The following is a 16,644-nucleotide window of genomic DNA, read 5'->3' as shown; positions in this document are numbered from 1 at the left end:
GTTGTTGTTGGCTGCCGGCCCGAACGGGCTAGCAACCGCCGGGGCGCGGTCCGTAGAGATCCACCGTGGTGGACTTCACGAACCAGCCGTCCTTGGGCGAGCCTTGGAGCCGGTACCACGGGGTGCCGTTTCCGTAGATGTCCTTGGTGCAGTTGACGGTGATCTTGCCCCAGGAGCGTTCCACCCAACCCACACCGCACTTCGCGGGACTGCCGGGGGTGTAACTGTCCGTTTGGCCGGGCTTACCCGGGCAAGTCCGCACGCTGGACGCATCTACCTGTATCTGTGATGTCGGCTCCGGGGGTGGGGGCGCCGAACCGCTTCGCGACGTGTCGCTTCCGACGTTGCCGGCCTGACCGCCGCTGATGGCGCGTACTCTCAGGGTGTGCGTTTCGCTGAAGCCTACGCTCGTGGAGAAACTCCGCTGACCGGTGTCAGTCCATCCCCCGCCATCGAGGCTGTACTGGTAACCGGTGACCGGCCTGCCATTACCGCTGGGTTGGTTCCACGTCCAGGACACCGTCTTGTCTCCGACGCCGCTGCTCTTGCTGCCGGTAACGGTCGGCGCAGCCGCAAGCCCATAAGGATTGACAGCGTTTGATGCAGGGCTCCTGTCGCCAGGCGTGGGGTTTCTTGAGGAGACCGCCCACACCACCACGGCCGTATCCTGGCCGTTGGGTGCCGCAACAATTCCACCACCGGCCGGAATCGCTCCGCTGGCGGCTCCGGACGTCAGCGCATACCGGTAGCTGATCTCGTTAGCGTTGGCGCCGTTGCGTTCCCGCTGTGACAGGGGGTTGAAGGCCACCCGGATTTTCCCTCCGGCCGCGTTGGTTTCCACCAAAGCTGCTGTGGGCGCAGCCACCATCCCGGGCTTGCCCGCAGCACGGATTGCCGCGGACTGCTGGCTCACCCCACTGACGCCTGCCTTGTTGGTAGCCGACACCGTGAACGTATAATCAGCTTCGCTGTTGGCTACGGTGACGTTCTGCGACGTGGCACCCACTGACTGCGTGGTCACCACAGCGCCGCCGCGATAGGTGGTCAGTGTGTAGGCGGACACGGCGTCACCGTTGTTGTTCGGGGCGGTCCAGCTGACCTGGAGTTGGCTCTGGTCGCCCACGGATCCGGCGCCCGCCACGGACGGCGCGGCAGGGGTTGCCGGGACACCGGCTGGTGTTTCGGCCGCGGAGTAGGGGCTCCACTCGGACGGTTCCTTGGCGTCATTCCGGGCCAGGACGCGGACCTTGTAGGCCACGCCGTTGGTCAGTCCGGTCCACACGTGACTGTTGCCCGTGAGGTTCTGGATCTGGGGGTTCTGCCCTGCCGGAGCCGGTGAGATCTCAAGATCGTAGGACTTGATGGGCGAGCCCTTGCTGCCAGGGGCTACCCAAGCCACGGACACCTGCTTGTCGCCAAACTTCAGCGTGGGAGCAATGGGAGTATCGGGCTTGACGTCCGGACGGACCTCGGCGGATGCCGGCGAACGTTCAGACTCACCGATCGCATTGGTCGCCGTGACGGCAAAGTGATACTTCACGTTGTTGGTCAGTCCAGTCAACGTGCAGGTGTTGGCCGGGCAGTCCTGCTTGAATCCGCCCTCGCCGTACACGGTGTATTTGGTGATGGGCGAGCCGCGGTCAGCGGAGGCGTTCCAGTTGAGCAACGCTGTCTGGTCGCCCACGCTTTGGGCGAGCGGCGTGGTGGGAGCCGCAGGTTTGTCTTTGACCGTGAGGCGGATGCGCGCCGTGGCATAACGTGAGGTTTCGCCTGTCTTGTCACCCACCACATAGGCAACAACCATGGTGCCGGTGAAGCCCGACGACGGCGTGACGGTGACGTTCCCACCGCTGACCTCTGCTGTGCCTTCGCCCGTTTCAGTCACCGCAGAGATAATTTTCAGTGGCGTATCCGGGAACGGGTTGGAGTCGTTCGCCAACGCATTGACGGTGACGGACTTCCCGGACTGTGCCTCCGGCTCAAGATCGTCATTGGCAACCGGCTTGGGCCGGTTGGACGCCGTCAACCGTAGTTTGTAGGTTGCAATCGCTTCGAGGCCACGCGGGTCCTTGGCCTTCACCTGGACCGTGCCGCCCTGGCCGATCTGCACCGAATCTTCGGCCGAGACCTTCAGGGTCCTGCCATCGATGCTGACCCTGAATCCACCCGGGGCTGCGCCGGCCAACTCATACTTCATGTTCTGAACATCGTCGGAATCGGGATCGGACGCGAGCTTCTCCAGGTCCAGGCTGGCCGAGTCACCCTTGGGAACGTCCACGTCGCTGCCCAGCAGCACCGGCGGGTTGTTCTTGTTCGGATCCGGCAGCACCTTGGTCCGGATGCTCAGTGTCGACTTCAGTCCGTTGGGGTCGTCGGGTCCGCTTCCGTCAGTGACTTCGAAGCTGATGGAACCGGGACCAACGTATTCAGCGCCGGCCGTGTATTTCAGGGCCGTTCCATTGCCGGCTACGGGGTCGCTGCCGTCGGCACCGATGAGTTTGATGCGGTCCGCCTGGGTCAGCCTCGGCGACTTACCCTCGCGGACCTTGACCCATTCGGCCAGGTTAACGGTGACGGACTGGCCTGAAACCATCTCCACCACTTCATCCTTGGCGAGTGTCGGAACCTGCTGGCCGATGCCCGGAACCCAGATGATGGCAGTGGACTTCTGACCGTCCACGTCCTCCACGGTGTAGGGCACCAACTGCGGCTGCTCGGTGAGGTCCACCACCACGTTGCCTTCGGAGCCCGGACGGGCCGTCTCCAAGCCCGTGGTGACCTTGAGGTTCTCCCCCACGCCATCGGGATCCTCATCGTTCTTCAGGACCGGAACGTCCACTGCGGTCTTGCCCAGCGTCTGGGCAGACGTGACGCGGTCATCGCGGGCGATAGGAGCCTGCAGAGGAATGTCGTTCTTGACGATCACCCTGATGCTGGCCTGGCCCACGGCGTCCCGGTCATCGGCTACGGAGTACCGGACGTTGACTGTGCCCTCTGCGGCAGGGGCTGTGACCAGTACACGGCCACTGGTCTTACTGACCTGTGCTTCGAGTCCGGCGTCGGCTTCGATGCTGTCCGTCAGGATACGGATGATGTCGCCGTCGGGATCGGTGTCGTTGGCAGTGGCATCCACGGCGATCTGCCGTCCGGGCCGCACCTGCACTTCGTCATCCACTGGGGCAGGCTTTTGGTTGTCTTCACCGCGGGGCGCGACGCCGACCGTCACCGTTCCGGTGTTGACCGCACCTTGGCGGTCAATCACCTTGTACCGGAACGTGTCGGTTCCCGCGCCATCACCGGCGGCGACGAAATCGATGAAGCTGCTGCCCGCCGTCGCGGTTCCCATGGTGGGGGTGCTGTCGATGCCGGTCAACTGGACAGAGTCGCCGTCGGGGTCGATGCCGTCCAGTGGTACCGGAATCCGGACGCTGCCGCCGGCCACTACGCGTGCGGTGAGGTTCTGCGGCTGCGGACGTGAGTTCTGCGCACCTTCCAGCGGCAGGATGTGGATGGTGACAGCCGCGGCGCTCTTCTGGCCCTGCGGGTCCACCGCGTTGTAGATGGCACGCACGGTCTTGGGAGTGGGGCCGGCAATGAAGCGCAAGGTCTTCTCGGAAATGAACGCCTTGCCGTCCTCTTCCGGAATGGTCTGCGCCAGTACGGGGTCAACAGAGAGTTCCTCACCCTGCGGGTGGGTGTCGTTGTCCAGGACCGGAATGGTTACAACATCGTTGACGCGGACGTTGACTTCGTCCGGTTTCGGCTGCGGAGCCTCGACGACGGCGGGGGCCGGCACCGGGACGACGCCCACGGTGCCTGTGGCCGAGCCGCGGCCGTTGGACATGGTGTAGCTGAACACGAAAGGTTCTTTCGCGCCGAGTACGTCGGTAACGCGCAGCACGCTGTGGTCGATCACGCTGACCGAGGCCGATGAGCCGTCCGGGACGGTAACGGATTGGAGGACCAGCACCCCGCCGGAAGGATCGGAGTCGTTGGCCAGTGGATCCACCAGGACGCTGCCACCTACAGGGAGCAGGGCGACGTCGTGGACCGCAACCGGCGCACCGGAGTCCTTGCCGGATTCGACGTCCACGCGGATCAGGCCTTGGCTGCTTTGGGGGCCGTTGCTGGCGATGTACGTCAAGTAGACCGGGCCCGGTGTGGTGCTCCGGAAAGTGAATGTACCGCCGTCGGTCACTGGACCCAGCTCCGCCGGGCCGGCGGCTTCCACATGGGCAACGCGCAAGGCGCCACCGTTGGGATCGACGTCGTTCTTGAGGGGTGCGATGACAAGGTCCTGCCCTACCACTGCCGTGACGTGGTCGGCGTTGACCACCGGCGCCAAAGCGCCCGGCGGCTGAACGTTGACGACGATCCTGCCGGTGGTGGTGGCCCGGCCGTCCCATACCGTGATGGTGACGTTCTTCTTGCCCGGTGCTGCACCCGAGTCCTGGTACGTGAGCAGGCCGTCGCGGCGGACCTTCACCTGGTCCTGATCGTTGTCCGTCTTGGCATCCAGAAGCACGAGGTCGTCGCCGTCAGGGTCCATCCAGTCTGTCAGGATGTTCTGGCTAACGGACTTGCCCTGCTCCACCAGCATGGTGGTGGGCTCGCCGCGTTTGAAGAAGGGAGGCTTGTTGTCCTCCGGAGCCACGACGCGCAGCGTCACCTGGCCACCGGCGGACAAGCCACGTCCGTCCGAAGCGTTGTAGTCGAAGGTTTCCGTGCCGGGCTTGGCGTCAGCGGGAACCTTGAGCTGGAACGCTGAGCCACCATAGATGTTCTCCAGCGCCCCCGATTTTGGTCCGTTCGCGCCCACAGCTGCGGTGAGGACGTCGCCGTCGGGGTCTGAGTCATTGTCCAGGACGCTGAGGATAGTGGTTCGGCCAGGACGGACACCGAACTCGTCAGGCTTCGTTTCCGGTGCACGGTTGGGCTTGGTACGGTCCGGCAGGACGTTGATGGTGTTGTTGTCCGCGGACTCCTGGTCCTGGTCATCGGACTGGTTCTTCGGAGGGACAACATCGTCCCAGTTGTTGACGAGCTGCATGTTCTGGTTAACCAGCCACACACTGCCCGAGTTCACGTCGTTGAGGACTACGAGGTCGCGGTTGACGCGGAAAACGTAGCTGGGCGAAGCACTGGCCTTGGGGACGTCGTTCTTCTTGTCGTCGGCATCGTTCTCGCAGTCGCGGACATATTTGTTGGCCCCGGACCAGGCTGCGTGAACACACTTGCTGACCTGCACTGGTGCAGCCGGGACACCTTCGCCGTCGGCGTTGACTGTTGCCGCTGTGGACCCATCCAAGGGCTGCTTCAGCAGGGCCTTCCGAGTGGCGATGGCAACGAAGCTGCTGTCCTCGCCGCTCTGCTGCAGCTTGGCTTCCCTTGCGTCCTGCAACTGGAGTTTGCGGCCGCCGGGCAGGAACAGGTTGCCGGAACCGGCGTCGAGGACTACCGGCTTGTCCCCCACGACGGAGATCTGGAGGTCTCCGGCGCCTTTGAGTTCGTCAATTTTGGTGACCTGTGAGTCTGTCCGCTCGCCATTGGCGTCAACCGCGGTAACGGTGATTTCGCCCTTCCCCGGATCCGCAGTGTAGATGCGGTTATCGGCACCTACAGCGGAAACCAATCCCTGTTCGCCGGTCAGGACCGGTTCGGTGCCTTCTTCGTCGAAACCGTTGACGGTGGAGGGAGACAACGCCCACACCTTGCCGCGGGCCGGATCGGTCACCGACAGTACGGTGGAGCCATAGCTCACCTGCGACGACGACGGCAGCTGCTTGTCGCCGCCAAGCTTGAGGTTCGCGGCAGAGACCTGGTTGATGGTGGAACCGGATTCGTCGTCGACAAAGACGTTGCCGTCATGCTGCAGGACGTCAAAGGTGGTGGTTGCCGGAGTCACGGCACCATCGAGAACACGCGACGGGTAGTTCAACCGGCCCACGGCGTTCTTGGTCTTGCTCACAACCCACACGCCGCCGTCGTTCAAGTCCACCTCAGTGGTCTTGAATCCCGGGTACAGCACAGCCCCGGTGATCAACAACGCGCCCGCTGCCGTTGCAGCAGTTCCCGCTATGAACTTCTTGTTTTGACGCCTCGTCAGCCTCAACTTGCCGAAGAAATTTCTCACAGCCCCAAAATTCCCTTGATATACAGCCGCTCCCCAGCGGCGTCCGGGCCAACCGACACATGCCGGCAGCCGTGCATTCCGCAGTACCCCCATACGGCGGCGGAATTTTCAGTCCCTAAGACTATCCCACGCACCCCACGTCCAATCGAGGAAACCCGAGACCGGGCTATCCATTGGCTTTGACAGACTACGGCCTTAACCACTGGGCGCGCGATGGGGAGATGTGCCCCATCGCTGGCGTCGGCGGCCGTCAGCACGGGGGCGCTCCAATGCCTGCGGGATCTGGAAGGTTGGTGTGACCTGCGATGATGTACCGGCCCACGTTGCGGTAGGAGCCTGATTCGATGCGCCACCAGCGGAACATGCCGACGACATGATCCGACTGGTCGATGTAACAACGCACAACCAGCGGTCCTTGATCAGCCGAGTAGAACCAAGGTGGCTGGTTGCCACCCTTTCCGTCGCAGGTTCTGTCCGATTCCCTATAGTTCGCGCCGCCCAAGGTAAAGCTGCAAGACCGCACCACGGCTCCTGGGTTCATGGTGGTGGTCCACTCCCCTTGGCGCCCGGACTTGGCACTGGCCGATGCCACGGGCCCACCGGTTCCCAGCGAGTTGAACGTCTGCACCGTGATGCTGTGAGCCTCTTCCCACCCGGCGGTGTTGATGGTCCGGCTGCCCGAGGCTCCCACAGTCTCCCACCCGCCGTTGTCGATGCGGATCTTCGTCGTCTTCACATCGTTGGTGGATGCCGATGGTGACGACCAGTTGAAGGTCACCGATTTCTGGTTCACGGCTCCGTTGGACCCCGACGCCGACGGCGTCCCCGGCGCACCAAATGGCGTGGCGGGTGGCGCGGCAGCGGCATCGGAACTGGGCGCCACGGTTGAATGTGCCGTCACTGTCACGGTGGTGGCCTGGCCATTGGCGAAGCCTCCTACGGTCTGCCCGGGCTGGATGGCGCCGGAGCGTCCGCCTGCGGAGTAGGTGTAGCTGACTTCGTTGGCCTTGGAACCGTTGCGCTGGGTGTCGCCGAGCGCACTGAAGTTGATGGTGAGCTGGCCACCAGCGGCGCCGGTGTTGGCCGGCGTCGCGCTGACGTTTTGAACGGTACCCAGCTTTCCGGTGGCCCTGCGCGGTGGCGAGGCTGCGCTGACCAGGCTCTTGCCTGCTTTGTTCTCGGCCTGGACAGTAAACGTGTACGCCGATTCGTTGGTGGAAACTTTGAAGGTGGCTGTCCGGACGTTCCCCGGAATGGTCTGAGTCTGGGTGGTGCCGCTGCCACCGCTCATGGTGACGTAATAGCTCTTGATGGGGTCACCATTGATGCCCGGCTCAGCCCAGTCGACACGGAGCTGGTTTTGCGCACCAACTGCGGACACCACAGTGGTACTCGGCGGCGCCGGTGTTGCGGGGATACCCGCAGGGTGGTCCTCGGCGGAATACAGCCCCCAGTCTGAGGGGCCGAGGTCATTGACAGCCTGAGCACGGACCTTGTACTTCACACCGTTGGTCAGGCCCGGCCAGGTGTAGCTGAGGCCGGTGACATCGTTCTTGACGGCAATGCCGTTGGCGGGCGGTGGAGAGATCTCCAGATTGTAGTGCTTCACCGGCGAACCCTCGGTTTTGGCAGGGGTCCAAGTGATCGCCAGGTCCTTATCGCCGGCCTTGACCGTGGGGACGTCCGGGGGCGACGGCTTCTCATCCGGAGTGATCTCGTTGGAGGGCACAGAGGGCTGGGATTCGCCTACCTCATTGGTGGCAACCACGGTGAAGACGTACTTGACGTTGTTGGTGAGCCCAGTGAGGGTGCAGGTGGTGGTGGGGCATTCCTGCTGGAACCCGGCCGCTTTAACCGTGTACTTGGTGATGGCTGCGCCATTGTCCGACGGTGGTGCCCACTTGAGGACGGCAGTTTTGCTGCGGACGTCGGTGGCCACCGGTGCCGAAGGAGCGTCGGGCTTGTCCCGCACGGTGATCCGGACACGGCCCACGGCTTGCCGGCTGGGATCATCGGTCTTGTCCTTGATGGTGTACCTGACCACCAGGACCCCCTTGAAGCCGTCGGCAGGCGTCACAGTGATGGAGTCGCCTCCAATGGCAGGCTCACCCGATGCGGATCCGGTTTCCACCACGGCAGAAAGCACGGTCAAGGGTTCGCTGAAGGGGTTGAAGTCGTTGCCCAGCACATTGATGGTTTCTGACTTGCCGGCGTTGGCCTTGTCCAGGACGTCATCGTTCGCTGCCGGTTTGGGTCGGTTCGATGAGACCACGGAGACGGTGACGGCTGCCTTCGCAGGCTCTGAGCGGCCGTCTGTCACCTTGAGCGGCACGGTCCCGCGGGCACCGGGGTTGAGTGAGCCTCCGGGGGTGATTTTCAGGACCGTACCCTCCACCCGCGCGTCGAATCCGCCGGGCAGGTCACCGTCCACGCTGAACGTGAGCTTGCCTTGGTCCTGCTCATCAACGTCCGCGGCAAGGTTGGCCAGGTCCAGCTCGGTGGTATCTCCCTTCGGCGCCTCAATCGCAGCTCCACTGAAGGTGGGGGCGTGGTTGGCGTTGGGGTTCGGGAGCACCTTGGTCTGGATGGTCAGGGTGGACTTCAAGCCCTCGGCATCGTCCGGACCACTGCCGTCGGTCACTTCGAAGGTGATGGACCCGGGCCCCACGTACTCAGGCCGGGCCGCATACCTCAGCGCAGTACCGTCACCAGCAATGACGTTGGTGGAGTCACCGCCCAGGACACGGATCTTGTCAGCCACCGTGATGCGGGGTTGGCGGCCGTCCCTGACCTTGACGTGGTCCTGGAGGGCCAAAGTGACTTCCTCCCCCGCTGTGACCTCCACGATCTCCGTGGTGGAAAGTGTGGGGTACTGGAGGCCCTGGCCCGGAATCCACATGACGGCCGTAGCTGATTGACCGTCAATGTCCGTGACGGTGTACGGAATCAGCTGGTCCTCGGGCAGGAGTGTCACCACCACGTTTCCGGCGGTTCCGACGCGCGCATTCGGGTTTCCGTCCGGCAGGGAAATGGTGAGGTCCTCCGCCACGCCGTCGGGATCGGAATCGTTCTTCACCACCGGAACGTCAACCGCAGTCTTACCCAGGGTCTCGGCCAGCGTGATCCGGTCGTCCACTGCCACGGGGGCATGTAGTGGCGCTGTCGGGCTGGTCTGGACACGGATGACCGCGGCTGCTTCAGCCTTCTTATCGTCCTGGATCCGGTAACTGATGCTGTCCGTGCCGGCTGCACCCGGCGCTGTGAGGACTACCTTTCCTGCAGCGGCCTCAACCTGCAGTTCCGGCTTGGCCTCGAACGCCGACACCAAAGCGATGGGGTCGCCGTCGGGGTCTGAGTCGTTTTTCAGTGCGTTAACCGCCACCCGTCGGCCGGGCCGGACATCAATGACGTCGTCCACCGCGATGGGCTTCTGGTTGTCGGCTTCCGCAGGCGCGATGCCCACGATCACCGTACCGGTGTTCTCCGCACCAATACGGTCCCGTACGCGGTAGCTGAAGGTGTCAGTGCCGGCAGACGTTCCTCCAGCGGTGAACTCGAGGTACCCGTCCCGCAGGATCGCTGTCCCCAGCTCGGGAGCTTTATCGATGCCCATCAGCTGCACCGAGTCGCCATCGGCATCGATGCCGTCCAAGGGAACAGGGATTCTTACCGTCATCCCCGCAACCACGCGGGCTGTCAGATTCCGGGGCTCCGGCCTGGTGTTGGTGGCGTCGTCGCGGGCGCGGATGCGGATGGTGACTTGTTGCGAGTCAGTTTGACCCGAGGCATTACTGACCTTGTAGATGGCATAAACAGTGGTGGGTTCCTGGCCGGCGATGTAGCGCAGGGTGTTGCCGGCAAGGAAGATCCGCCCGGCTTTCTCGTCCGGCTGCTGGGCCAGTACCGGGTCCAGCGTCAGTTCTCCACCATTGGGGTCTGTATCGTTCTCCAGGACCGGGATGGTGACGACGTCGCCGGCACGGACGGAGACTTCGTCCGGTTTCGCCTGCGGCGCCTGGAGTTTGGTGGGCGCCGGGACAACCTGGACGGAAATGTCCCCGGTTGCGGAGGCTTTGCCGTTGGAGATCGTGTATTTCAAAGACAACTGCCCCTGGGCACGGATGTCGGTGATCTTGATGACCGAGTGGTCAAGGACCGCGACCGATACCGGAAGCCCGTCCGCCGCCGTGACCGACTGGACCACCAGGACGCCCCCACTGGGATCCGAGTCATTGCCCAAAACATCAACCACGGTGCTGCCGCCGCTGGGCAGGAGCGCAATATCGCGGACGGCTACGGGCGCACCGTCGCTGTTGCCGGAAACAACGTCTACACGCACCAACTGCTGCGCACTCGCAGGCCCGTTGGTCACCATGTAGGTCACATAGTGGGCGCCCACGGTCGTGGAATTGAAAGTAAAGGTTTGCTGGTCCGGCCCCACCACGGCTGTTGACTGCGGATCCGGCTGGGCTTGAGCCAGCCGCAAGGTGCCGCCTTGGGGGTCGGTGTCGTTCTTGAGGGGCGCGATCACGGTGTCCTGGCCGGCCACTGCAACCACATGGTCCGCGTTCGCGATCGGCGGCAGTGCGCCGGGAGCACGAACGTCAACGCCGATCTGCCCTTGGGTGGTCAGCGACCCGTCCGAAACACTGACAGTCAGCGTTTTACGGCCCGGCCCCGCCCCCGAGTCCTGAAACGTGAGCAAGCCATCAGGCCTGATCCGGACCTGGTCCGCGGGATCGCTGCTGGAGACGGCGACGGCAAAGATGTCATCGCCGTCGGGGTCCAACCAATCGGTGAGAACAAACTGGCTGGCGATCTTCCCGGACTGGACCACCAACGTGTTGTTCCGGTTCGGCTTGGGCTGGGGGGCGTTATTTTCCTCCGCTGGCACAACCCGCAGGTCAACATCGGCGCCGCCTGTACCGCCACGGCCATCATCCGCCGAATACTTGAAAGTTTCCGAGCCGGTGGTCCCTGCGGGAACCGCAATCTGGAAGCCGGTGCCACCGTAAACGGCGGACAAAGCGCCTGACTTCAACGGCTCGCTGGTGCTGACCGTGAGGACATCGCCGTCGGCATCTGCGTCGTTGTCCAAGACGGGCAGGACGGTGGTCTTACCGGCCCTGACTCCGAACGCATCAGGTTTGGCCACCGGCACGGTGTTGGGCTTACTCCTGTCCGGAAGGACTGTCTGCTGGACTTCATCCGCAGAGTCCTTCTCGGCGTCGTCCGAGGTCTGTTGGGGCGGGATGACGTCATCCCAGTTGTTGACCAACTGCATGTTCTGGTTGACCATCCAGACGTTGCCTGAGTTGACGTCGTTCAGCACCACGAGATCGCGGTTGACCCGGAAAACGTACGACGGCGACGCACTCGCCTTGGGAACGTCGGACCGCCTGTTATCTGCCTCGTTGGTGCATTCCCGGACGTACTTGTTGGCACCGGACCACGCGGCGTACGTGCAGGATCCCAGATGCACCGGCGCGGCCGGAATCCCCTGCCCGTCTGCCGGAACAGTCTTCGCGGTTCCGCCGTCCAAGGGTTGCAGGAGCAGCGCTTTCGGAGTGGCGATGGCGACGCTGGTGGCGTCCGGGCCGCTCTGCTGCAGTTTCGCTTCCCTGGCATCGTCCAGATGCACCCTGTTGCCCCCGGGCAGCACGATCTCGCCTGTGGCCGCGTTGAGGACCACTGCTTTGTCGCCGACGGTTGCCAACTGGACTTCGCCGTCGGCCTTTAAGGCGTCGTCTTTCCTGACCTGCGAGTCCACGGACCTACCGTCAATGTCCACCTTTGTGGCCGTCAATGTCCCGGTTTTCGGGTCCAGCGTATGGATGGTGTCATCCACACCCACCACTGAGACCACACCGGGCGACTGCTCGAACAAGGGTTCGGATTCATCGCTGAAACCGCCTATGGAGGTAGGCGAAACGGCCCATACTTTGCCCTTGGAGGGGTCTGTGACAGCCAGGACCTTGTTGCCGAAGCTCACCTCTGCCGAGCCTGGCAGTTTTTGGTCGCCACCGAGGCGCATGTTGGCTGCACTGACGGGGTTGATGGTCCCGCCATCGGCGTCATCGATGAAAATGTCGCCGGCCTGCTGGAGGATATCGAAGTTGGTACTGGCTGGAGTGACTGCCCCATCCAGCGACTTGGACGGGTAGTTGAGGCGGCCGGCCGCGTTCTTGGTCTTGCTGACCACCCATACACCGCCGTCGTTCAGGTCCACCTCCGTGGTCTTGAAACCCGGATAGAGGATGGCACCTGTTACCAGGACAGCTGTGGCGGCAGTGAAAGCAGTGGCTGCGATGACCTTCCGCCGGCGGTTATTGGCACGGCGTTTTCCGGACCCATCAGACAGAGCCATCCCACATTCCCCCACAGTTCAGGCAGCACGGAGCCGCCATCGCCGACCCCCACGGCGCAACACGACACAATCACCCCACAGCCTACCGGGTTACTCCATCGATTAGCTAAGTCGTGACCTAAATCGCACCCACACGCCCTCCCACATCACACCCCCTAAAGCCGAACGCTCTCCCACATCACACCCCTTAAACCCGAACGCTCTCTCCCTTCCTTGAAGAAAGTGATAGAGCGACCGGTCCACACCAGGGGGACGTGATAGAGCGTCCGGTTCAAACCATGGGGGACGTGATAGAGCGTCCGGTTCACACCAGGGGGACGTGATAGAGCGTCCGGGTCAAACCATGGGGGAAGTGATAGAGCGTCCGGTTCAAACCCGGGGGAAGTGAGAGAGCATGCGCATTGGAAGGCGGCCCGTCCGGAGGCGCCTAGTCGAGCACCAAACCCTTGCCGCGGCCACGGGCCAGCATGACGGGATGGATCTCGCCGAAACCGCGAACATTTTCAGACTTCTGCGGAACCAGGACGAATCGGTCATCCTGCCCCAGCGCAGCTGCGGTCATGGCGTCCACCAGGACGGTGCCCGGTTGAGCCAACGTGGTGAGGCGGGCAGCGAGGTTGACCGTCGGTCCATAAATGTCACCCAGCCTGGACAGGATGCGACCCCAAACCATGGAGACACGGCATTGCGGCAGGATCTCGTCCTCAGTAAAGGCCTGCGCCAATGCCAGGGAAATCTCAGCCCCTGCGGCTGGTGTCTCGGCGATGTAGAGGACTTCATCGCCCACGGTCTTGACCAGACGTCCGCCACCCACGGAAATGATTTCTGCGCACTTGTTCTCAAAACGCTGCACCAGCTGAGCGAGCGTCTTCTCGTTCATGCGGCGCGAAAGGCTGGTGTAGGAGACGAGGTCGGCGAAGCCCACAGCCCGAGCCAGGGGCAAAGGCGAATCGTCTTCGTCGCCCTCACGGCCTTCCTCGCTGGCCTGAAGTCCGGCTTCAGCGCGAACGGCGAGGCGCTGCACACCAGCGTTGAGTTGACGGCGGTAGGAGTACACAAGGATCTCTTCGAGCGAATCCACCAGGGCCGGCAACTGGCCTACCAATTGCTTGCGCGCCACTGCATCCGGAATCCCCTGCTCGGAGACCATGTCTTCGACCAGCGCTTCGATCTGCCAGACCACCATCCGGTCTGTCATCTGCCCGATGGAACGGGTGACGGAGATGGCGGCTTCCTCGGTCAATATCCCGGCCCGGACGAGGTCCAGGATGGTGGAGAGAGCGGCTTGGTCCCGTTCCGTAAAGGCAACGTCTTCGTCGCCGAAGTTCGGGAATCCCAGGGCACGCCAGATTTTCCTCGCCGAGAGAATGGAAACTCCCGCACCTGCGGCAACTTCACGACGACGGAGCTTGCGTTCGCCGCCCAGCAGCTTCGATTCCAAGGCCTTGATGGCCAGACGCTCGGCGGACATAACACCCGTAGGCGGACCTGTTTGCACGACAACCGGAGCAGGCCCGGCCTCGGTGTCCTCATCCACTGAAGGTTCAGGGACGGCGTCGAACTCCTGGTCCGTGTCCTCGCCGGACTGCTGATCCTCAACGCTCATCTCTTCCACCTTCTCTCAGCTCCCATGGCAACTGGTCATAGTCCGTCAATACTTGGCCCTCAAAAACTTCACCTTGCGGGAGTTCGTCCATCGCGTCAAGAATGAAACCCCGGAATTTCGCGACGTCTGGAACATCCACCAAGGTGGCCGTTCCGGAGTGCCCGGTATCCAAGGATATATTCCCTGAGTGCAAAGCCCGTTGGAGCATGCTCTGATGGACTCCCACATTGCGGATCGCCATCAGCGATATCTGCCAGTCCCGACGCCGGAACATTCCGAATTTGGCAAGTATCCGCCTGCTCGTGAGGATGTACCGGACGGAATTCCATCGCATCACCCGCCGCAGGCTGTACCCAACCACCAGCCACGCAGCCAGCAGTAAGGACAGCCCTATCAACCAAGGAGTCCATTCCGCCGTAATGAAAGGCGCCACCCGCTGTGCATTGCCTTTGACAATCCAAGCGCAGGCATAGCCTGTGAGGGCCGGAGCAATAACGAAGGCAAGCACGGGAAAGAAGAGGGAGCGGGCCTGTTGGCGCGTGATGGTGATGACCTGCTCTCCCGGAAGCAACTCTTTACGCATAACCGCTTTCTGTGGCGCGCAGGTGCACCACATCACCCGCCGTCACAACATGTTCCCTGCCGCCGTGGTCCACCACCAGCAAGGAGCCGTGCTCGTCCAAACGCGAAGCATGGCCCACAAGCTCATGATCCCCCGGCAAATGTGCCCGGACCTCGCGGCCTAGTGTGACCATGGCCGACTCCACCCGCTTGTGCAGGGAAGGTCCGCCGGCCAAACCTGCGGCGGGATCTCCTTCTGAATTACAGAAACTGCGGTAAAGCCGTGCGAAGCGGGACAGGTAGCTTTTCAGCAGCGCGGTGCGGTCCGTCGTCGTTGCCCCTTCCAACGCTAGCGACGTCGCTGTCTTGACCGGCAACTCCTCCTCAGCCAGCGTCACGTTAAGGCCCACGCCGAGGACGACGGCGGGAACCGAGCCATCGCCGATGTTCGTCATCTGCGCCAGGATGCCGGCGATCTTGCGGCCGTTCACCAGGACGTCGTTGGGCCACTTGATATCGGCAGTGACCCCGGCCGTTTCCTGCAAAGCTTCACGCAGGGCAACTGCAGCCAGGAGGGACAGCCACGAGTAGCTCTGAGTGGGTACCGGCATGCCTTCGGCTGTGACAGGACGAAGCACCATGGATACAGACACCGCTGAACGCTCGGGCGATTCCCACTGCCGGTCCAACCGTCCACGAGCCGCCGTCTGATGTTCGGCGGTCAGCACGGAAAGGTCAGTCCACTTCTTGGGCTCAACGGTGACCGCCCGCACCAGGTCCTGGTTGGTGGAGCCCGTGGATTGAACGATGTTCAGTTGCGAAATGCCTGCTGCCGACAGGAACTCCGGCTGCAGCAATGCTTCCCGGTCCAACGCGGGCCGCTCGGGACCGGCGCCCTGGACAGGGGGTTCGCTGCTGTCTGGCTGTTCGGCATCCATAGCTGAATCCTATCCATTTGCGGCGCACACAGATGGCCCGTGCCCTGAAAAGGGTCTGGGAATACACCCGGAGAACCCCGCGTGGAAATCAGAGAAAGATGTCCGGAACCAGGCGGCCTTCGGGTGCACCGAGGCTGTAGGGCGAAAAATCCGACACACCGGCAGCTGTCAGGACCTCTTCGTCGGTGAAGAATTTGCCTGTTGCCCCGGAACCGGTCAGGACAGCATGTGCGGCATCGGCCATGATTTCGGGGCCCCGTGCTGCTTGCACGATTTGCTGCCCGCCGGGCATGTTCCGGATCGCGGCTGTATCAATCAGCGTGCAAGGCCAGAGGGAGTTGACCGACACGCCGTCGTTCTTGAGCTCTTCGGCCAATCCCAGGGTGGTCAGGCTCATTCCGTACTTGGCCATGGTGTAGGCAAGATGCATGCCGGCCCATTTCGGGTCCAGGTTCAGGGGCGGGGACAGGGTGAGGATGTGGCCGTGGCTGGATTCCCTGAGCGCCGGCAGCGCGAGCTTGGAGAGCAGGAAGGTGCCACGAACGTTGATGTCCTGCATGAGGTCGTAACGCTTCATGTCAACAGCATCGGTCCGGGAAAGGTCGATGGCCGAGGCGTTGTTGACCACGACGTCGATACCTCCGAAACGCTCGACGGCGGCGGCTACAGCGGCGGCGACGTCGTCGTCATTGCGCACGTCCCCTACGAGCGGCAATGCCTGGCCACCGGCAGCGACCAGCTGATCGGCGGCGGTGAAAACCGTGCCTTCGAGTTTGGGATGGGGATCCCCTGTCTTGGCCATGAGCACGATGTTTGCACCGTCGCGGGCCGCACGCGTGGCGATGGCCAAGCCGATGCCCCGGCTGCCGCCGGACATCAGGATGGTCCTGCCCTTGAGCGAACCAGTAGCTACGTAGGGAGTCTGCGTGGGCGCAAGTGCGCCGGAAGCGTCGTTGCTTGAAGTCATGGGGACACTCTAACCCAACCATGTTACTGGCGGGTAACATGCGGGTGGCTTTGGCTTGGACGCGGAAAATTG

The 16,644-nt window shown here is 63.0% G+C and carries 6 protein-coding genes; all 6 read right to left on the bottom strand.

Annotated features, from left to right (window positions below; genetic code table 11):
* Positions 1-28: 28 nt before the first annotated feature.
* Positions 29-6,226 (bottom strand): Ig-like domain-containing protein, encoded by a 6,198-nt coding sequence (locus tag HP499_RS00420; protein WP_216659597.1) that lies wholly within the window; start codon positions 6,224-6,226, stop codon positions 29-31.
* Between the two features lie 157 nt (positions 6,227-6,383).
* The gene (locus HP499_RS00415) at positions 6,384-12,500 is read right to left on the bottom strand and encodes an Ig-like domain-containing protein (protein WP_172322007.1); all 6,117 of its coding nucleotides are present in this window, start codon (positions 12,498-12,500) and stop codon (positions 6,384-6,386) included.
* Between the two features lie 427 nt (positions 12,501-12,927).
* The gene (locus HP499_RS00410; RefSeq protein ID WP_172322006.1) at positions 12,928-14,106 is read right to left on the bottom strand and encodes an adenylate/guanylate cyclase domain-containing protein; all 1,179 of its coding nucleotides are present in this window, start codon (positions 14,104-14,106) and stop codon (positions 12,928-12,930) included.
* Positions 14,096-14,689, bottom strand: coding sequence for a PH domain-containing protein (locus tag HP499_RS00405; RefSeq protein ID WP_172322005.1), 594 nt, complete (start codon positions 14,687-14,689; stop codon positions 14,096-14,098). The genes HP499_RS00410 and HP499_RS00405 overlap by 11 nt, the downstream gene beginning before the upstream one ends.
* On the bottom strand, positions 14,682-15,605 hold the full coding sequence (locus HP499_RS00400; RefSeq protein WP_172322004.1) for a biotin--[acetyl-CoA-carboxylase] ligase: 924 nt from the start codon (positions 15,603-15,605) through the stop codon (positions 14,682-14,684). Before HP499_RS00400 ends, HP499_RS00405 begins: the two co-directional genes overlap by 8 nt.
* Positions 15,606-15,693: 88 nt before the next feature.
* Positions 15,694-16,572 (bottom strand): NAD(P)-dependent oxidoreductase, encoded by an 879-nt coding sequence (locus HP499_RS00395; RefSeq protein ID WP_172322003.1) that lies wholly within the window; start codon positions 16,570-16,572, stop codon positions 15,694-15,696.
* Positions 16,573-16,644 lie beyond the last annotated feature (72 nt).

It is taken from the genome of Paenarthrobacter sp. CM16 (genome assembly GCF_013179505.1).
GTDB lineage: Bacteria > Actinomycetota > Actinomycetes > Actinomycetales > Micrococcaceae > Arthrobacter.
The sequence above is the reverse complement of the archived record's forward strand: the minus strand, read 5'-3'. Positions and strand labels throughout refer to the sequence as shown.

Excerpts from the sequence above, each read along its gene's own strand:
- HP499_RS00410 (WP_172322006.1), bottom strand. The coding sequence starts at position 14,106 with ATGAGCGTTGAGGATCAGCAGTCCGGCGAGGACACGGACCAGGAGTTC.
- HP499_RS00415 (WP_172322007.1), bottom strand. The coding sequence starts at position 12,500 with ATGGCTCTGTCTGATGGGTCCGGAAAACGCCGTGCCAATAACCGCCGG.
- HP499_RS00420 (WP_216659597.1), bottom strand. The coding sequence starts at position 6,226 with ATGGGGGTACTGCGGAATGCACGGCTGCCGGCATGTGTCGGTTGGCCC.
- HP499_RS00400 (WP_172322004.1), bottom strand. The coding sequence starts at position 15,605 with ATGGATGCCGAACAGCCAGACAGCAGCGAACCCCCTGTCCAGGGCGCC.
- HP499_RS00395 (WP_172322003.1), bottom strand. The coding sequence starts at position 16,572 with ATGACTTCAAGCAACGACGCTTCCGGCGCACTTGCGCCCACGCAGACT.
- HP499_RS00405 (WP_172322005.1), bottom strand. The coding sequence starts at position 14,689 with ATGCGTAAAGAGTTGCTTCCGGGAGAGCAGGTCATCACCATCACGCGC.